Genomic DNA, 18,429 nt, shown 5'->3' with positions numbered 1-18,429 from the left:
GAGATAGTGCGCAGGCTAGGGAGGAAGCGTGTCTATGGGGATGTGTCTAGATTTAGAGGGGTGTGGCTTTGCCAATCGAGAAAAGGCGCGCTTTTGCGCCCATTGCGGTATTCCCTTAGAAGGAACATTTTTACAGGGACGTTATGAGGTCCAGGAGCTTGCGCTCAAAGAGCGTAAGACAGTCACTTTGCGCGCGCTAGATCGCCACCAGGGACAGCCTGTGCTCGTGCGTGCTTTAATACCTCAGAGCGCGACCGAGGGCGAGCGTGAGGAGTTTCTTCAGGATGCCGAGCTTGCGGCCTCGCTCTCGGAGCGTGTTGAAGATCCGGGGAGTGTGCGTGTCCTGGATTATGGTCAGGATGGCCCCCTGGTATTTTTGATCAAGGCAGAACAGCGGGGAGGGCGCGGAAATAGCCAGCAGGAGCACTCTCAAGTGGCCTGGAATGCCTCGGCTGGTAGCGAAGAGTTCGCGCTGGATATCAATGGCGACGATGATGCCACTGTGATACGTATGCCTGCGCTCTCGCAACTAAGAAACGCGAAGCGGCCACAGGAGAGCCAGCCCAATCCATTAACGCGCGGCCATGTGGCGTATGAGCAGGGGGAATATGAGGCTGCCTTGCGCTACTATGAACAGGCTATCGAGCAGGACGTGGTTTCGATTGAAGCCTGGGCAGGTAAGGGCGCGGCCCTTTTAAGCCTGGAACAACTGGATGAGGCCTTGTTGGCCTATGATCACACTATCTCGCTCTGCCCAAACGATCCAGAACTGTGGACCTCGCGCGCCAATGTGTTGCATGAGCTACGTCGCTTCGACGAAGAAATGGATTGCTATGAGCAGGCGCTGCGCTACGACCCGAACTATATTTATGCCTGGAGTGGACGTGGTATGGCCCTGGCGGAGCAGGGGAAGTCTGAAGAGGCATTGATGGCCTTTGACAAGGCGCTGCTCCTTGATCCCCGTCAGAGCGTTGTTTGGCAGGCCATGAGCGATACGCTCTATAGCCTCCACCGCTATGAAGAGGCCCTGATCGCCGTCAATCGTGTCTTTGAAATCGATGCCAACAATGTCTCCGCCCTGGACACCAAAGGCAATATTTTGCGTCGCCTGGGCGATGCGGCAGAGGCTCTCCCTCTGCATGAAGAGGCCCTGGAGCTTGAGCAGGAGAACGCGACGCTCTGGTTTGATAAAGGTAACGACCTGCGCGACTTGAAGCGCTATGAGGAGGCCCTGGCGGCATACGACCATGCCCTGATACTTGATCAAACTATGGCGGGGGCGTGGTATAATCGAGGAAATGTTCTTGCTGCTCAGCAGAAATTCGAAGACGCCCTGGCTTCTTATGATTGTGCCCTGCAATATGACGACGGCCTGACTTCTGCCTGGTACAATAAAGGCAGCTTGCTGCACGAATTGCAACGGTATGAAGAGGCCCTTATGGCTTTTGACAGGGCACTGGCGGGAGATATTCACTACATTGCGGCCTGGAATAACAAAGGTCTGTCGCTGTATGCGCTTGGTCGTTTGGATGAGGCACTGGCCGCGCTTGACCAGGCAACCTCGTTTGCGCCAGATGAGCCAGACGCCTGGTATAACCGGGCGGTTGTTTTACAGCGCCTGGGGAGGAAGCAGGAGGCCATCTCATGCCAGGAGTGGGCGCGCTCACTGGAGCAGCGAGCGAATGGAAGCGAAGCTTCATAACAGGCTCGTGGGTGGTGTGTGAAGCGTAGACTGGGCCAACATACCACTGGTGGTTGCTGCTGGACAGTGGATCGAATCAGGCTGCTCTTAGGTGGTGGATGAGAAAAAGCATCTGCCCGCGGTAAATTTTAAACCTACGACTCGGAGGAGGGAATGCGACGCTGCGCCGATCAAGTTGATTGTGGCTATGAAAACCGGGACAGCGATTTATTTTGCCGTGCCTGTTCCTTACCACTCATACATACTATGTTAGTGGGTCGATACCGTGTGGATGCTTTGCTTAGTAAAGGTGGCTACGCGGCGGTTTTTCGTGGGGTAGATCGTAACCTCTCGCGCTATATTGCGATCAAGGTCCTGCTTCCAAGTCGAACGACGAACAGTGAGCACGAGCATTTCCTGCGCGAAGCCCGTATTGCCGCGACCCTCGACCATCAAAATATCGCGCCAGTCCTCGACTATGGCCGCGATGGCCCCAGTGTGTTTCTGGTGATGCCTCTCTATACAGCAGGCTCGCTTAGAACGCGTCTCGCGCAGGCCAATGGCCCTTTGCCTCTCTCCGAGGCCAAGAGCAGTTTCCTGCAACTCGCGGGTGCATTGAGCTATGCGCATACTCGCCCGCGCCCGGTTATTCATCGTGACATCAAGCCAGAGAATATTTTGTTACACCAGGATGATCACCGCCTGGTGATTACAGATTTCGGCATTGCGCGTGCGCTCGAACCGGGGGAGCGTGTTGGTCGAACGGTGACGGTGCGCGGCACAGTGGGTTATATGGCCCCCGAGCAGACCAGTGGCGTCGTAGATCCACGAAGTGACCAGTATGGGAGCGCCATTGTCCTCTATGAGCTGCTAACTGGCTACCATCCCCTGGACCCTGCTGGGGGAACGGTTCCTCCGGTTTCATCGCTCAATCCAGATCTGCCCCAGGCGCTGGATGAGGTTGTCACGCGTGCCATGACCTCTAAACCCGATAGCCGCTTTAGCGATATGCAGCAGTTTATGCAGGCTTTTGAGCAGGCCTTTACGACGAGTACCAAAATCCAACGCGTTCGCTACCCGGTTCCGCCACAGCAGGTCCAGCCAGAGGCGCATACACAGCCAACCTCGCGCTCTACTCCGCGTCCCTCGTCGGCACCTCTGAACATAAGCAACACGGGCAAGCATCAGAGCGCCCCGCTCACGCAACGTCGCTCAAATGCCAGTACTTTGAGCATTACTGAAAAATGCCAGGAGGGTGATCGCTTCCTTGAGCAACAGCACTACTCCCAGGCCTTGCAGGCCTACGAAGAGGCTCTGGGTATGGACCCGCTGAATTTCTATGCCTGGAATGGCAAGGGCACGGCTCTCTATAACCAGGGATACTACCGTAAGGCCCTGGACGCATATCTGTACGCGACGGAGATTGATTCTGGCAACGCGGTGGTTTGGGTAAGCGCTGGCCTGGTCCTGATGCGCCTCCAACGCTATCAGCAGGCCCTGGTCCACTTTGAGCGTGCCCTCTCACTCGATGCACAGTATGTGGCGGCCTGGAACGGGAAGGGCGACGCACAACTGGATATGAATCTCCCGGAGGAGGCTCTGGCCTCCTATCAACAGGCGCTGGCGCTGGACCCCAGGAGCTTTCAGGCCTGGAACGGGTTGGGCAATGTGCATTCCAGTCTGCTCGACTACACCGGGGCCGTGGATGCCTATACGCGCGCGCTGACAGTCAATCCTCGCAGCGCAGTGGCCTGGTGCAATAAAGCCGAGGCACTCTCACGCCTGGGCCACAACCGGGCCGCGCTGGATGCGCTCAACGAGGCCACCGAGATGGATAAAGGGTATACACGGGCCTGGCTCTTAAAGGCTGAGGTCTATGAATCTCTGGGGAATACACAAGAGGCGCAGAAAGCGCGTAAGCGTGCTAGGGCCTGGAGCATGAAGGCTTAATGAGCATGAGGTATAAAATACGAAAAATGCCCAGGGCATTTTTCGTATTTTATACCTCATGCTCAGGGCAGGTACTGTATTTTGAAAGGTTGTATAACGGCGATCTATGCATATTGAAGCTCTACACGATAAAGAGAAGATTGAAAAGTATCTATTAAAGAATGTTGGTTTATATCTCTATCACCTGGGTGACCTGGATGACTTCTTCTGGCCCTATACCTGCTGGTATGCCCTGATGGATGGGCAGGAGATTTACCAACTGGCCCTGCTCTATATTAGCGGCCAAACGCCTGTTCTGCTGGCTCTGACCGACCAGGATGAGGAGCGTATGCGCCTCTTTATGCGCCTGCTATTGCCACTCTTGCCCTCGCAGTTGGATGCGCACCTCTCGCCCTGGGTACTGGATATAATGGAGGAGGCATACACGCTACGCTCTTATGGAACGCATATGAAAATGCTTCTCCAGGATTCCAGGCGGCTGCAAACTATCAACACCTCCCAAACGATATCTTTAGGTCCGCGCGATCTTCCTGAAATTGAGGAGTTCTACCGGGTCAGTTATCCTAATAATTTCTTTGACCCAAGGATGCTTGAGACAGGCTGTTTTTGCGGCATTCGTGCTGCTACAGTTGGTGAGCGCGTGGGTGCCTTACAGAGTATTGCTGGTATCCATGTCTATTCTGAGCCTTATAAGGCTGCCGCTCTTGGAAGCGTAGCCACGGATCCCCAATGGCGAGGGAGAGGGCTGGGGACAGAGGTCTGTGCGCGCCTGAGTCAGGAGTTGCTCACGCGGGTAGAGCACATTGGCCTGAATGTCAAGACCGATAATATTGCGGCATTGCGCTGTTATGAGCGCCTCGGCTATCGAACTATCGCGACCTACGAGGAGGCCTCCTTAACGCGTAAAGTGTAGGAATACAGAGCCAACCTTACAGCAGGGGAGGTTGAAATAGTCGCACAGCGGAAGGTTGCTCCCCCGCTGTGTTATCTGCCATGGCCCAGCAGGAGCATGGTGAGTAGCATGCCTGTCGTGAGTAAAAGTAAAAAGACGAGGCCCACAATAATTACTCCAAAGGCCGTCGACTGCTGGAGCAAGTGCAGCGGGAGCGTACGTAATTGGAGACTCCGAGAGGAGATGCCAGCAGGCAACATCGAGGAAAGCCTGGGATGCTGCTCGACAATAGCTTCTAGCGAGGACTGCTGTGGCAATGGTGCCTCCTCTTGTATGGCTGCTGCGTGCACGGTCGCGGAAGAGATGGTAGGTAGCTGCTCGGGGCCATGGGCTTTGCCGATAACCTTGTCCAGGGGGGGCATGGGTAACGTCGTCGCTTCACGCTGTTTATCGATAACAAACGCGGCCTCCTCCACATGTATGTCGCCTCTACTGTCAAGGGCACGTCCCTGGGCGTACATCTTGACCTGCGTTCGCTCCTGGAGAACGGTGTCATAGGCCTGTGCAAATGCCATTATGTTGGGGTAGCGTTGCTCAGGTTTTTTTGCCAGTGCGCGAAGAAAGACTTCGTCGAGCTCTGATGGCAGAGAGGGGATGTGCGCGCTGGGAGGTGTTGGGGAGGTGTTATGATGGTGATGCAAGAGCTGTGATGCCGTGCCTTCAAAGACCGCGCGCCCGGTGATGAGCTGATACATCATAACCGCCAGGGCGTATTGGTCCGCGGCGGGGCCCACATGCACCGAGGTTGCCAGGGTGGGATCATCGAACTGCTCTGGGGCCATGTACAGCGGTGTCCCAACCGAGCGATGCAGGGAGCGTCCATTGCGGTAGAATGCGGCCAGGCCAAAGTCGGCCAGGAGTAGCTTGGGTCGTCCATGAGGAAAGATATGTTGCAGATTGAGGTGCTGCATACCCTTAGGATAACCACGCTCAACGCGAATCAGGAAGTTCGTTGGCTTAATATCGCGGTGGATAATCCCATGGTCATGTGCATATTGCAAGGCCGCCGCTGCCTGTAATAGGTAGTAGCCACCCTCTTCAGCCGAGATGGGCCAGCCAAAGCCATACTGTTGTGTGCGCTTTTGTAGCCAGTTCCAGAGTGAGCCTTCGGACATAAAAGGCATGACTAGATAGGTAATGCCTTGCCCATCCTGCTCAAGGACCTCATCCCCAAAGTGATAGAGCGACAAAATATTTTCATGATCAAGTTCCGCAACCGCGCGTGCCTCACGTTCAAAACGCGCTGCTGCCTGTTTGCCTTCTGGTGTGTTGGGCACGGCCCGCAGGTCTCCACAAACGACTTTGATTGCCACTTTGCGCCCAATACGCATGTGTTGTGCTAAGTAGATGTCACCCATCCCTCCACTCTCGGCCAGGCGGATCAGGCGATAACCACCGAGAGTCTTCCCCACCAACATATTCATCCAACAAATCCCTTATCTTCTTCTGCGGAAACCAACACCACGCTCGCCGTGCCCCCGAATGGGAGTAGCCAGCATAGCGTTCAGGTTTCCGAATAGGCAGTACGCGCAGAAGATGAGAGCACGGTCCTCCATAAAGGCGCCTGCTCACATATTTGTAACAATACGCTTTTCTATAAATATTATACATTCGGTATGGAAAAATAGATGTTAGTAAGCGTGAAATTGTTACAAAAGTCACGGTATACGTTGGTAATAGTCGATGTCTGGAATTAAAGCATTTGATTTTAAAATATATACAAATACAGTCCATATAGAAAATAAGAGTATAGAGATCTATCATCTGGGGATGAAAACAGTCAATATTTCTCGCAAAACCGTGGCTATTGGTGGTATGTGATGTGGAAAGGCTGCTGCCCTTCCCACATCACATACCACCAATTACCCTTCTTTTTGGAGCTGGTGGAGCGCCAGGAGGGCGGCTTGTGTCACTGTGGGATGTGTGATAAGCAGTTGTTGCAGGAGAGGTGCGGCTTCCTGATCATGGTACTGAGCGCTGACCTGGCAGGCCAGGCCGGCTACTGCCGCGTTCTGATCGCTGAGGGCCTGGCGAACGCTTGCCCGGCTTTGGGCTTCGCTGCCTGTGACATCAAGGATGCGTAGTGTCTCTAGAGCAGCCAGGCGTACACGTGGATCGAGATCGTTTAGCCCCTGATAGCTTAATGCTTGTGCTTCGGGCGTGGGAAGCTGGCGGCAGGCTTGAAGCACTGCCACATACAGCAGGCTCCCCGCATAGTCGGTTGCCTGTGGCTCCAGGAGCGCCTCCTTGAGTGGAGTGCGCTGGCGCCTGCCGGAGGGATCGATGACGTTCGCCACCAACTTCTGTAGCACAGGGGTGGCGCGCAGGTCACCAAATTGCCCAAGAGCCAGGCAGACGCTGCTTAGCGCCTGAGCCTGCTCCTGGTGTTCCAGCGTGCGGACGCTCTCCAGGTAGAGCAATAGAGGGTCTACGGCGCGGATCTCGCCAAGTTCAGCCAGGGCTTGGGCGAGGAGGGGCAGGAGGGTATCCTGCTGGGAACAGAGGGCGGTAAAGAGCAGTTCGCGCCCATTGTGTTGCATCCATGCTTCAATTTCAGGCATCATGGGAAGGCAGGGGTAGATCTGAGCTACAAGGTTGCTCTCCAGGGCCAGGCCCTGGTTGATGGCCTGCCAGTAGCGAGCACAGAGCGCTCCCAGGGCATGAAGGGCGAGTGCTGCCTGCCAGGATGGCTGCTGCCTTGCACTTTTGAAGAGCGCGCTGGCCTGGCCTGCGAGCGAGCGCGTAAAGAGGCGTGGGACCGCCTCCTGGCACGCAGATGGCTCTTTACTCTCCTCTATCATATAATAGAGCACAAGCGCCGCCTGCGCGGCGAGCCGGGGCTGCTGCCTGCTCTGCTCCAGGTAGGGTGCCAGGTCGAGCGCGTGATAGAGTGCGCTCGCCGCATAGTGTTCCAGGCCGGGCATCTTAGCGATCCCATGAATCAGCAAGAATTCCGCAAATGGTGCATGCCCAAGGGCCAGGCATTGTTCAAGAATGGCGAGCCTGTTCCAGCCTCTGGTCTCGCAGAGCGTTTGCAACAGGATTTGTTGCGCCTGATTGTGCCCCAGGTGTGCCAGAGCCCGCGCTGCATAGAATGAGGCAGAGGGATCATAGAGCAGGGCCTGTAGCATCGGCAATGTGTCCTGGGCGTCTCTAGCGGGCGAGTCCGCTGCTGGTGTGCCTACCTGTTTATAGTAGCCAAGCAAGAGGATGGCGATGCGACGAGCGTAGTTGTGAGACTGTGTGGTAGGATCGTCACCTGGTGCCTGAGAGGAAACATCGCCTTGCTGGATAAGATAAAGCCAGGCGGGAAGCAAGTGTCCCCGGCGGTCGATTTCAAAGAGGGTGGCGAGGAGGTGAGGGTGCCAGAGAGAGAAGGGGCCGACTGGTAGGAGTTCAGTGAGGCGCGCAGCGACCTCCTCGGGTAGCGCTTTCCGCCAGCTCAAGCGGGTCAAAAGACAGGTGATCTCTCTCCGCAAAGCATTCAAGCTGGCCTTGTGCACTGGTATGTCTACATCAAGTGGAGGTTGTACCTGGTGGAGGAGCCTGTACTCCAGCGCGCCCGTTGAAAAGCTTGCCAGGGCGTCTGGTACTCCTGTTAATGGCCCCTGGGCATGCTGTATATCAGGGGCTTCTAGCTTAAGCATATGCACAATATGTGTATGGTCTTCAACTTCGTGTTTCACCATTGGTGACGGTATCTCAGCCTCTAGAGGCGCTTGTTTAGAGCTTGTATCTGGCATCCCCATCCTCCCCATCTCTTTTTGAATGTTGTATGCACAATTATAATTTTAAGGGAATATATGCTCATTGTACCTTTTTGGCTCGTTTCGGTCAAGAATAAAAACGAGACGGAAATAGTGTTCGCTTGCCTTTATTTGCACTTATACTAAACTAGATAGAATTTGTACATATGTGGCTGGTACGAGGTATGGTATGTCTTCGGCTAAAGCTCTATTCGCGCGTGTGATTATGGAGATTCGCGCGCTCATTAGTTGTGATATTGTCTATCTGGACCTGGTGTGTTTTGAGACTGCACTGGCTCATCCCCTACTTCAGCGTCTCTGTGCCCGAGAAGATCTTCAACATACATATGGCAAACCAGGAAACTGGGATGAGGAGATGGAAGGTGCCTTGCGCGCGCTCTATGACATTACCACGCAGATGGGCGTACCCTGGATTAGCAATGCGGCGCACCTGCCTGGTCAGGCGTCTGTTGGCAGCCTGGCAGTTGTCCCGGTCTCGGGTTCTGGTGGGTTGTTGGGAATGGTGGTGTGTTGCCATACCCAGCCTGAGTTCTTTCATCCCGGAATTATGCATCTCTTACAACACTACCTGGCGACTGGATCGCGCCGACTGCTTGAGGGACTGATAGAATTGTATGGTGAGAGCTGTGTCAGGCGGTATCAAGACACCAGCGCGCAGTTTCTGCAAGAGCAGCATCATTTTCTCGCCCTTCTTTGCCATGAGTTGCGCCGCCCATTGACGGCCCTCAAGGGCTATACCGAGCTTTATATGACCTATGGCGATGATCCAGGTGCGCAGGAGGCCAGTTTAGAGAGCTTAGATTGGCGCGCCTACTTACGCATGGTTCAGGAGAAGACACAGCAACTGGAGTTATTGTTAAACGACGTACAGGATGTGGCGCGAGTCAGCCAGGGGCAACTGCGGATGAGCCTGGATGCGGTAGATATTGTGAGCCTCTGTCGGCAAATGATTACATCTGAGCAAGAGCGCCTGGACCAGGTAAGCCCAGGTCAGTATCGCCTTTCTTTAGAGATCGCGGAGGTTGCTGAGGTCGCGGAAGTCGCGCGCGAGATGCCACCTGCCTGGGTGGACCCGGCACGTGTACGCCAGGCGCTGGCTAATTTGCTTGATAATGCCATCAAATACTCCCCTCAGGGAGGGTTGATCGAGATATTGGTGACCGATCATGCTCCCTATAGCGGATCCTCTTACTCTCTTGTGACAACGCATACAGAGCGTGAGTGTCCGGCGGAGGACCACTATCTCTACGTGACGGTCCATGATCACGGGGTCGGTATCCCCCGCCACCTGCAACAAGCACTTTTCCGCCCCTTTACGCGCCTGGAACACGATATGCATGAGCGCGTGCCGGGAAATGGGTTGGGACTCTACCTTGTGCAGAGCCTGGTTGAGCAGATGCATGGGCAGGTATGGCTTCAGAGTGACGAAGGGCGCGGCACGAGTATTACGCTAGCCCTGCCCATCGCTCCCATGCCTATGGCAGATGAGAAAACGCTTCAACCAGAGTATCGGCAACCTCAACGCGCTAAAGTCCCGGCTCCAGACGAGATAGTACTGCATATGCCATAAAGCAGCAGTACCTGGCCAAGGAACGCTCGCAAAGGTATGTCTGGGGATGGGCTGACAGCGCCAGCCCATCCCCAGACATACCTTTACCCCTTCTCACGCTAGATGGTAAAATGAAGTAGGTTCACGCTTGTTTGGCACTTGCTAAATAAAGCACAGTTTGTTATAGTGTGCGTGTATATTCCTCGTATTTGATGTTTTCGAAGGGAAGAGTTATGCGAGTAGGTCTGCTTGAAGACGATATAGCCATTCAAGAAATGGTCATGCTCGTGCTACAAGATGAAGGCTATCTGGTGGCGGCCTATGCCGACGCCGAGGCATGCCTGGATGCTCTCACCAATATAGAATCAGGCTTCGAACCCGTTGATCTATTAATCGTCGATTGGCGCTTGAATGGAACGATGTCGGGCTTCGAGGTGATCAAGCAGATGCGCGGCTTTCCCCACCTGGCCTCCTTGCCTATTATTTTAACTACCGCGGCAACGTTCACCGATATCGAGGCCTTGCGCGACCTCCAGGTCTCCCTGCTCGAAAAGCCTTTCTCGGTCGACGAGATTATTTCTCTAATTAAAAGTGTTACAGGACCACTGGCGTCGTCATAGCCCTAAATGTCCTATACGCTTTGTTACGCACCCTCCTTCCTAGCCTTAAAAAACTTAGCCTTTTTATAAGTTTTCTCAGCTTTCTCTGACGCCTCTTCTCGCCTATGCCTTTTTTCTTCTCTCCTGACCATAGATACGTCCCTGTAAGCTCATCCTTTCCTTAGAAATGCTTAAGTAAACCTTAGAGAACGCTGAAAATTTTCTGGCAGGGGTTGCCCCCTCTTTGGGGTTGCTGTTATGCTTTAACTGTTAACGAACACAGCAAGCTATTGTAAGTTCATCCAGGTGGACAGGTAGCTGCTGGGTTTATGAAGAAAGCTTCACCTCTGCTGTATCCAAAACGTTACATGCGTCGTGTTTAGTGTATGAGGTATACAACAGCTTGGCTCTAAAGTAAAAATAGAGCAAGCTAGGAGCTTATCTTCATTGCGAGAGTTGGAGAGGTTGTCTGTTTCAGCTCTCTAGTGTGGTTCGCAAGCATTGACGACGAGAAGTCACTAGAAACTGAAGAGGAGAAAATCAATGCAGTCACAAAAAGGTCGCGGTCGTGGTTTCGCTTCTATGAGTCCCGAAAAGAAAAAAGAAATTGCGAGCAAAGGCGGAAAAGCGGCTCATGCTCTCGGCACAGCCCACAAGTGGACCAGTGAAGAGGCCCAGGCTGCCGGGCGTAAGGGTGGCTCAATCAGCCGCCGCCGTTCGAAGTACAACGTACAGGCGTAGCCTTTAGTGCTCATGTATGGGCATACGCATGCCTGTATTCGCATACAACACTGCTGCCTGTACTAAAGTAGAGCAATTCAAAAGAGGCCGATGCTGCTTTCCGGCCTCTTTTCTTTTTTCTCAGCTTACCCCATATGCAGGTTTTTCCTACCGCCTACGGCGGCAACAGAAAGAGGAATTGGGGACACCCCAAACCCCGCCAGGGGCAGCGCCCCTGGACCCCGTTGCAAAACTTGGCAGGTCATGCTGGCTAACCTTGTCGCAAGCTATTTCTGATAAATAGTGTTGTGTGCCCTGGCAGCCGCAGGCTGCCAGGGCACACAACACTATTTACTCTGCGAGCGCCGCAGGCGCGAGAACACCAGCTAAGGAAGTGTCATGTAAAGCGTCGGATCTTTAAAGTGATTATTATCCACCACCATAAAATGCACATGAGGGCCAGAAGAGGCCCCAGTGCTCCCCTCATACGCGATGACATCCCCTTTATTGACATTTTGTCCCACATGGACGATGTAGCTGGCCAGGTGCCCATAGACGGTTGCGATATAGTGTCCATGATTAATCTTGACGGCGTTCCCCAGGCCCGACCAATCCCAGCCCACCCAGATGACCTGCCCGCTATCAGATGCCATAACCGGGTTGCCATACGCCGTTGCCAGGTCGATCCCGGTATGAGGTTTGACGCAACTGCACCAGGTCTGATACTCGGGTAAGCCAAAGCCCTGGGTGATCCTCTCCCCTTTCATTGGTGGCTGCATGTCGCCTGTGCCCATGACTCCACTGTCAGTGACCGCCGTGGCACAGATCCCCCACAGACCCATATAAGGGGCATTGCAGGATCCCTCCAGAGTGGTCAAGGCAGGCGTGGCGGTGGGGGTCGCGATATGCTGGGCCGGACTGAAGGGATTTTGCGCGTCACTCAACAACAGGTTGCCGATACCTTGCAGGAGTGGCGCGTTCGAGTTGCCAAGTGGTGTGGTGACGACCACAGTCAAGAGTAAAATAATCAGCATACTCACCATAGAGATAACAAACTTCCGTGAGCGGCTCCGCGGTGTGGGCACTGGCGGCAGTGGCGTGGTCTTTACGACGCGAGGTGTGCCAGGAATATATGTGAGGGGACGTGTCCCCGCTTTAAACGTCGCGTGCCCTGGTTGAGATGACATGGCGCCGAGTGGGCGTGTGGCGAGCGGCGAGGTGGTGGAGCGAGGAGGAGTATTGAGTGTGGGAAGCGGTCTGCCCTCTTCGTTAGAGATGGAAGAGAGTTGGCGTGTGATTCTCTGCCTCGGTCTTGCCGCTGGCGCATCCTGTAGCGTCTGTGAGGGTTCCCCGGGCATCTGTTTTGGCCACTCTGCCATAGCAGGTGTCCCTTGTGGTGCGCCAAAAGGGACGAAGGGTGTCCCGGGCATATATGGGGTGGGCTGTGGCGGCTGAAAAGAGGGAGAGGGCGCATTGCCCCATGGGGTTGGCATGGGGATTTGTGGGGGCACGGGCACAGGATTCTCGCTCTGCTTTGAGCGCGAGGCGGGCGTTTTTTTCTTCGCGGATGAAAACATAATTAAAATCCTCGCTGGTGGCGTTGCCGTCGCGTTTTTTCTTTTACCTTTTAATGTAGCTGATAAACACGGCCTTTACTAGCTTCCCTGGCAATGGATAGCTGAAAAAGGCTATTTTGTTTCCTTATAAGGCCATATGTCAGAAAATGAAGATATATGAAAATAGCACGAGATGATGACGTTTTATTCATAGCTACCAAAAATAACGGCGAGCAAAGCTTGTTTGGGATGAGGTGAAATAGGGAAGGGAAAAGATCCTATTTGAGGTTGGGAGGCTCTATACCCTGCTCTTTATACCCGCAAAGTAGGACAGGGAGAAAGTAATAACACTATTTATGTCTGAACAAAAAAAAACAGCATGCGTTGATAAAGGTGTGGGGTGGCCGTGTCTTTCGTTTTAATATCCGCAATTTTCGTTTGAGTGGAGGGCTGACCTCACGACGCTTTAGTATCGTAGAGGCCGCTCTGCTCTTGATGATCGGTATCCTGGCTTCAAGAGGTCTGGGAGTCATCCGCCAGAGCCTTTTTAACGCCTTCTTTGGCACCGGTCCCGAGGCCAATGCCTTCTATGCCGCCATCCGTCTACCGGATGCTCTCTTCAACCTGATCGCAGGCGGTGCGCTGAGCCACGCCTTTATCCCGGTTTTCCTGGCGTATGAGAAGAGGAAGGGACAGGAGGCAGCCTGGAAGCTCTCCAGCCTGGTCTTTAATGTCATGCTGCTGGTCTTGACGCTTGTCGTGATCGGGGGCGAGTTTTTTGTACCAACCTTTACGCGTTCGCTCCTGGTCCCAGGCTATAGCGAGGCCGAGAAGGTCCTAACGATCTCGCTCACACGCATACTGCTCTTTCAGCCTCTATTGCTCTGCCTGGGAACGATTGTCACTGGCGTCTTAAATAGTAAGCGCCAGTTCCTACTGCCCGCCTTCTCCATCGCGATTTATAACCTGGGCCAGATTGCCGGGCTGGCCTGTACGCGCTTCATTCCCGGTATAGGCATCTATGGTCCCACCTATGGCGTGCTGGTGGCCTCGTTCTTGCAGGTCGCGGTGCAGGCTATCCCGCTCTTCAGGCAAGGGGTGCGCTACTCGTTTACCTGGAATTTTCGCCATCCCGGCCTGCTGGAGGTCCTGAGACTACTGGGACCTAACTCGCTCGCGCTCGCCGTGGCCTACCTGGCCCTTATCATCGAGACCTATTTCGTCTCTTTCCTGCCCGATCCCGCCAGTCTAGCGGCGCTACATAACGCCGATATGTTACAGGCTCTCCCCTTCTCTCTGCTCTCGCAGGCCATTGGCCAGGCGCTCCTGCCGCATATGACGATCCATGCCGCCGCAGGACGCTATGTGCGCATGCGCTACATGGCCTTGAGGGTCATGGGCGCCTCCATTTTATTGACGCTACCCGCGGCGATAGGCTTAGCCGTTACGGGTCAATGGATTATCCGCCTGATTTTCCAGCATGGAGCCTTCGATGCCCACTCGACCGCGCTGACCTACCTGGCGCTATTGGGATATGTCTTTGCCATTCCTGGGGTTACGGCAGGCGACATGATTAGCCGTGGCTTCCTGGCCTTGAAGGACGCCACGACTCCACTCTTTACCGGTATCCTCTCCCTACTCTGCCGCGTGGGCACCATTATCGTGCTCATTGGTGTACTACCACGAGCCTACGTCATTCTCGCGATCCCCCTGGGCTACGCGCTAGGGTCCTCGGTAGAAGCGTTCACCCTGGCCTCACTCCTGCTCTGGCGCCTGGGCAAGAAGGCCCGCCTGGACGCAGGAATGCAGCGCCTCCTACGCTATCGCCGCTACCTCGCCCGCACGCGCCAGGAAGCCCTCGCTAGCCCGTCTTCATCCCGCTGAGCGAGGGAGATAGCCAGTGCGCGCTGACCCCTTCGCGTATCCGCTCATCCCTCTGAGTAAGATGGTTCGGCGTGGGTGCGGGTGTTCGCCCGCACCCACGCCGAACCATCTTATCCTGTGAGCGTCGCAGGCGCGAAAGGAAAGGACCAATGATAGGGGCCTTCGCCCCTAGAGCTAAGGACCTTCCTCTCTACACACAAGGCATGTGCTTTTCTACACTGCTATTATAGGATCAGGGGCCGATATAGATAGGTGTGGGGAGTGATGGGAAGTGGACTTTTGGGTTATAGGTGTGGCCATCTGGAAGGTATGAGGTGTACAAGCCCCTGATCACCTTGGGGAGGGCTGCAAAAGCACGATATAAGAAGATTGGGAGAAAGGAGTGTGCGGCTCAACTCCTGCCTATGCATAGCTCTTCGATGATAGAGAGCATAGGACAGATTAGAGGTAGCTGCTCTGTTAGTTACATGAAAGCACGCGCCGTACGTATAGATACAGCCGTTGAAACAACGGGAATGGTTTCATCACAACCACAGGCCAGGCGGCACTCCAGTCCACCTGTAGGGGAGAGTATCGCAGCCCTCCAGGTACGTATTCAAGTGCAACGTGATGAAAAGGCCCGCCTCGCTAGAGTGGAACAAATCAAGTCACAGGTAGATGCGGGAACATATCAATTGGATAACCAGGCAACGATATATGGCCTGTTAGGTTCGCCTCTTGAATGGAGCTTTGTGTGCATGAGTGCACCAGACATCGACTAATGCCAACAGCCGCACACAGGGAGACATGAACTTCCTTTCTTACAACGGGGATTGAGCAACGTGGGGACTGGCGAGAAGGGTATCTGCAAGGCGGGTACCCTTCTCTTTCTTTGTTAATAGCTCCAGTTCAGGCCGCACTGGGAGCAGTGACGAGCGGGATGCTCGCTCTCAAAGGCGCGACGGAAGGCCTCATAGCGCTCTCCGAACCAGATCTGCTCGATGGACTCCTGAAAGACATTGCCCAGGACGCGCTCTTCGCGATATTCGCGCGCGCTGCGATGCCCAAAGGGGGCGAAGCAGCAGGAGAGCACATTGCCGCTAGAGGTGATGTAAGTCAAATTATAAGGACGTGTGCAGCCGGACCAGGGGCGCTCCCCAAAGTCGCGTAGAATACTCTGCATCGGCGTCGCGGACCCGGCGGCGTTGAAACGGATGCCCAGCTCTTTGCACAGCTCCTCGCTAAGACGTACCAGGGCCAGCTCCTCCTGACTTGAGCGGCGGAAGAGCGACTGTTTGGAGGCTGCCAGTCCCTCTTCAAAGTAAACCAGGCGCTGCATATAGACCTCGGGGATACCTGCCTCGGCCGCCAGCTCAACCAGATGCGGCAGCTCGTGCAGGTTTTCGCGCATGGCGGTGAACCAGAGCGAGATGGCTGGTTTGCTGGCGTCACGCGCCTTCTGCAACTGCACAAAGGCTCGAACATTGCGCCAGATTTTCTCAAAGGCATCGACGCCCCGCACATGTGCGTAGGTCTCGCGACTGGAGCCGTCCATCGAGAGGCGATACTCATCGAGGCCGGCATCGATAAGCTCCCCGCCCTTCTTCTCAGTCAGCGCAATGCCATTGGAGTTGAAGAGCACATAGGTGCCGCGATCCTTTAAATAGCGCACCATTTTAGGCAGGTCTTTATTTAACAGTGGCTCGCCCAACCCATGCAGCACGACGCGATCGAGCACCGGAAACTGGTCGACGATCTTGCGAAACTCGTCGAAGGGCAGATCACGGTCCTCTTCACGTGAGAGCAGCGTGCGTGGACACTGCTGGCAGAACTCATTACAACGGCTGGTGGGCTCAATATAGATCGAGCGTGGCAGGGTAAGAACAGGTGTCGTGATCGTCATACAGACTCCTTTGTGCGGCTAAAGGCTTCGGTGAGCGCGGGATGCGTGACTAAATGTGCGGCGGTGATTGGCGCCAGGCCCGGTTTGGCCTGGAGTATCTCCGCTAGCTTAAGCAGGTCGGGTAGTTCATCTATGTCCTGAAGTTGTTCCACGAGGTGGACAGAGAGTCGCTGCCGGTGCGCGGCGGCAATCGTCATCTGTGTCACCACCTCGGTACTCATGGGAATGCCACTAAAGATGTCATGTGCCTGGCGCATGCCCAGGAGGTAGTAGCCGCCATCCTCGGCTGGCCCCAGCACAATATCTGTCGTATTCAGGCGCTCGTTTACTTCATCAATAATTTGACGCCTGATGTGCGGCGAATCAGAGCCAAGCAGGATCGTCTTGCGAAACCCCTGGCTCTCTGTCCAGCGAAAGATATGATGTAAGCGCGTATTAAAATCCTGGCCCTCCTGGGGAAAGCAGCGCATGTGTCGTCCCCTGCCAGGAACCAGCTCCTCTAACAGCGCGTTATAATCAACATGCGCGGGCGAATAGGCCCAGTGCAAGGCATAAGGAGCCTCACTAAAGCGCAGGGCCAGGTCCTTGAGGAAGGCGCGGTAGAGCAGCACTGTCGCCTCATTGCCAAGCGAGCATGCCAGGCGTGTCTTGGTTTTTCCAGGCTCGGGCGCGCGCGCTATAATGACGAGCGCTGTGTCATCCATGCATTCCTCCTCGTAAGCGCGTAGCGTAGCGTAGTGCTGAGCATATAGTAGGCGGCCTTGACGCTGCCAACGAACGTACCCGCGACCTTGGAGCGGCCATGGCTGCGCTGACGATAGTGAATAGGTACCTCCAGGATGCGATAACGCGCCCTGGCCGCCTTGACCAGCATTTCCACAGGCCAGCCAAAGGTCATCTCGCTCATATTCAGCCGCGCCAGTTGCTTGCAGCGAATGGCGCGAAATGAGCCGATATCATGGAGGGTGGCACCATAGAGGAGGGTGATCATGCGGCTGACCAGCCAGTTGCCCAGACGGGCCTGGGGTGGGATCGCCCCCTTCTCTGCTCGTTTGCTTACGCGCGACCCCATCACCAGGTCGGCCTGCTGCGAGAGAATCGGGGCCAGCATCTCGGGAATATCGGCGGGATCATCGCTACCATCCCCATCCATAAAGAGGGCGATCTCCGCGCCCAGACGGCGCGCCTCCTGTAGCCCCCGGAAGCAGGCGCGTCCATAGCCGCGCTCCGCCGTCTGAACGACGATAGTTCCCGCCGCCCGTGCCACCTCGGCCGTTCTATCGGTGCTGCCATTATCAACAACAATCTGCCAGCTAATGGTATCGTGGGGAAGGGTCGGAAGCAGGTGCCTGAGGGCCTCCTCTTCATTGAGCGCGGGAATAATAAGCGCCACCTTTTGGGCTGTCATGAACAACTCCTTACAAGATTACAAGCCAGATAGCATGATTGGCGCAATGGATCACACTGCACCGCTCTCTCCTTTTCACGTCCGGCCAGGAAGATTTTTACAGCGAGCATAAAAATGCGGGAATTTACCAGAACTACAACGCCCATCCATGCTCTTCTGGTATCGGGGAGCATCGCCCCCGTAGACAGATCGGCATATTTCGGCCCACTCCATCGGCTTGTCTTTCCGTGATCTGGTAATGCACTCCACGCTGAAACGACCGACCGAGACGACCGATGCACCTCCTAACCCTTGCCGGTAGTTCCTCTGTTCCGAGCTTACCAGACCACTCCAAGACCCTCCGCTAGCGCTCCGGCGAGAAGCCGATTCCGCTGCATCGTGCTAGGCGTAGCACTACCTCACTCTCTCCCTCGACTCCCTCCGCCAGCCATTTGCATCTCGCTATTTGATAGTAGATGAATATGGCCGTCTATCTCTCAAA

The 18,429-nt window shown here is 55.0% G+C and carries 14 protein-coding genes; 8 read left to right on the top strand and 6 right to left on the bottom strand.

All coding sequences use genetic code 11. The annotated features are described in order from the left end of the window. Positions 1 to 34 precede the first annotated feature (34 nt). The 3 genes from JMJ04_RS04250 (at position 35) to JMJ04_RS04240 (ending at position 4,544) form a co-directional block, all read left to right on the top strand. A complete protein-coding gene (locus tag JMJ04_RS04250; protein ID WP_201369308.1) occupies positions 35 to 1,702 on the top strand; it encodes a tetratricopeptide repeat protein in 1,668 nt (555 codons plus the stop codon). Positions 1,703 to 1,969: 267 nt separating this feature from the next. Continuing rightward, positions 1,970 to 3,631, top strand: coding sequence for a protein kinase domain-containing protein (locus JMJ04_RS04245; RefSeq protein ID WP_201369307.1), 1,662 nt, complete (start codon positions 1,970 to 1,972; stop codon positions 3,629 to 3,631). A 106-nt stretch (positions 3,632 to 3,737) separates the two neighbouring features. Then, a complete protein-coding gene (locus JMJ04_RS04240; RefSeq protein ID WP_201369306.1) occupies positions 3,738 to 4,544 on the top strand; it encodes a GNAT family N-acetyltransferase in 807 nt (268 codons plus the stop codon). Positions 4,545 to 4,615: 71 nt separating this feature from the next. On the opposite strand, the gene JMJ04_RS04235 is transcribed toward JMJ04_RS04240, so the two are convergent. Together JMJ04_RS04235 and JMJ04_RS04230 are read right to left on the bottom strand one after the other, a co-directional pair. Then, positions 4,616 to 6,007, bottom strand: coding sequence for a serine/threonine protein kinase (locus JMJ04_RS04235; protein WP_201369305.1), 1,392 nt, complete (start codon positions 6,005 to 6,007; stop codon positions 4,616 to 4,618). 438 nt (positions 6,008 to 6,445) lie between these two features. Further along, positions 6,446 to 8,326, bottom strand: coding sequence for a HEAT repeat domain-containing protein (locus JMJ04_RS04230; protein ID WP_201369304.1), 1,881 nt, complete (start codon positions 8,324 to 8,326; stop codon positions 6,446 to 6,448). A gap of 193 nt (positions 8,327 to 8,519) precedes the next feature. Here JMJ04_RS04230 and JMJ04_RS04225 point away from each other — a divergent pair, with 193 nt between their 5' ends. From JMJ04_RS04225 to JMJ04_RS04215, 3 genes are all read left to right on the top strand, one after another. Beyond that, a complete protein-coding gene (locus JMJ04_RS04225; protein WP_201369303.1) occupies positions 8,520 to 9,920 on the top strand; it encodes a sensor histidine kinase in 1,401 nt (466 codons plus the stop codon). 212 nt (positions 9,921 to 10,132) lie between these two features. Continuing rightward, entirely contained in the window at positions 10,133 to 10,519 is a 387-nt protein-coding gene (locus tag JMJ04_RS04220) for a response regulator (RefSeq protein ID WP_201369302.1), read from the top strand. Between the two features lie 522 nt (positions 10,520 to 11,041). Then, on the top strand, positions 11,042 to 11,239 hold the full coding sequence (locus JMJ04_RS04215; RefSeq protein WP_007911183.1) for a KGG domain-containing protein: 198 nt from the start codon (positions 11,042 to 11,044) through the stop codon (positions 11,237 to 11,239). 365 nt (positions 11,240 to 11,604) lie between these two features. Here the strand turns inward: JMJ04_RS04215 and JMJ04_RS04210 are convergent, their stop codons facing one another. Continuing rightward, positions 11,605 to 12,795, bottom strand: a complete 1,191-nt coding sequence (locus JMJ04_RS04210) for a peptidoglycan DD-metalloendopeptidase family protein (protein ID WP_201369301.1) — start codon at positions 12,793 to 12,795, stop codon at positions 11,605 to 11,607. Positions 12,796 to 13,167: 372 nt separating this feature from the next. On the opposite strand from JMJ04_RS04210, the gene murJ reads away from it, so the two are divergent. Beyond that, on the top strand, positions 13,168 to 14,658 hold the full coding sequence (gene murJ, locus JMJ04_RS04205) for a murein biosynthesis integral membrane protein MurJ (RefSeq protein WP_236038121.1): 1,491 nt from the start codon (positions 13,168 to 13,170) through the stop codon (positions 14,656 to 14,658). Between the two features lie 515 nt (positions 14,659 to 15,173). Then, positions 15,174 to 15,419: a flagellar biosynthesis anti-sigma factor FlgM gene (locus JMJ04_RS04200; RefSeq protein WP_201369299.1), complete on the top strand. Its 246-nt coding sequence runs from the start codon at positions 15,174 to 15,176 to the stop codon at positions 15,417 to 15,419. Positions 15,420 to 15,532: 113 nt separating this feature from the next. Here the strand turns inward: JMJ04_RS04200 and JMJ04_RS04195 are convergent, their stop codons facing one another. Genes JMJ04_RS04195 through JMJ04_RS04185 form a run of 3 tightly spaced genes read right to left on the bottom strand, consistent with a single transcriptional unit; the run spans position 15,533 to position 17,948 of the window. After that, complete coding sequence (locus JMJ04_RS04195; RefSeq protein ID WP_201369298.1) at positions 15,533 to 16,540, bottom strand: radical SAM protein; 1,008 nt, start codon at positions 16,538 to 16,540, stop codon at positions 15,533 to 15,535. Next, positions 16,537 to 17,244, bottom strand: a complete 708-nt coding sequence (locus tag JMJ04_RS04190; RefSeq protein ID WP_201369297.1) for a TIGR04282 family arsenosugar biosynthesis glycosyltransferase — start codon at positions 17,242 to 17,244, stop codon at positions 16,537 to 16,539. Before JMJ04_RS04190 ends, JMJ04_RS04195 begins: the two co-directional genes overlap by 4 nt. Then, entirely contained in the window at positions 17,217 to 17,948 is a 732-nt protein-coding gene (locus tag JMJ04_RS04185; protein ID WP_201369296.1) for a glycosyltransferase family 2 protein, read from the bottom strand. Before JMJ04_RS04185 ends, JMJ04_RS04190 begins: the two co-directional genes overlap by 28 nt. Positions 17,949 to 18,429: the final 481 nt, after the last annotated feature.

It is taken from the genome of Ktedonobacter robiniae, assembly GCF_016587375.1.
In the GTDB taxonomy this organism is placed as follows: Bacteria; Chloroflexota; Ktedonobacteria; order Ktedonobacterales; family Ktedonobacteraceae; genus Ktedonobacter; species Ktedonobacter robiniae.
This window is presented reverse-complemented; position numbering and strand designations above follow the sequence as displayed.

Bases quoted from the DNA above. Each gene is read 5' to 3' on its own strand.
- JMJ04_RS04250 (WP_201369308.1), top strand. From the start codon at position 35: ATGGGGATGTGTCTAGATTTAGAGGGGTGTGGCTTTGCCAATCGAGAA.
- JMJ04_RS04240 (WP_201369306.1), top strand. From the start codon at position 3,738: ATGCATATTGAAGCTCTACACGATAAAGAGAAGATTGAAAAGTATCTA.
- JMJ04_RS04235 (WP_201369305.1), bottom strand. From the start codon at position 6,007: ATGAATATGTTGGTGGGGAAGACTCTCGGTGGTTATCGCCTGATCCGC.
- JMJ04_RS04230 (WP_201369304.1), bottom strand. From the start codon at position 8,326: ATGCCAGATACAAGCTCTAAACAAGCGCCTCTAGAGGCTGAGATACCG.
- JMJ04_RS04225 (WP_201369303.1), top strand. From the start codon at position 8,520: ATGTCTTCGGCTAAAGCTCTATTCGCGCGTGTGATTATGGAGATTCGC.
- JMJ04_RS04220 (WP_201369302.1), top strand. From the start codon at position 10,133: ATGCGAGTAGGTCTGCTTGAAGACGATATAGCCATTCAAGAAATGGTC.
- JMJ04_RS04215 (WP_007911183.1), top strand. From the start codon at position 11,042: ATGCAGTCACAAAAAGGTCGCGGTCGTGGTTTCGCTTCTATGAGTCCC.
- JMJ04_RS04210 (WP_201369301.1), bottom strand. From the start codon at position 12,795: ATGTTTTCATCCGCGAAGAAAAAAACGCCCGCCTCGCGCTCAAAGCAG.
- JMJ04_RS04200 (WP_201369299.1), top strand. From the start codon at position 15,174: ATGGTTTCATCACAACCACAGGCCAGGCGGCACTCCAGTCCACCTGTA.
- JMJ04_RS04195 (WP_201369298.1), bottom strand. From the start codon at position 16,540: ATGACGATCACGACACCTGTTCTTACCCTGCCACGCTCGATCTATATT.
- JMJ04_RS04190 (WP_201369297.1), bottom strand. From the start codon at position 17,244: ATGGATGACACAGCGCTCGTCATTATAGCGCGCGCGCCCGAGCCTGGA.
- JMJ04_RS04185 (WP_201369296.1), bottom strand. From the start codon at position 17,948: ATGACAGCCCAAAAGGTGGCGCTTATTATTCCCGCGCTCAATGAAGAG.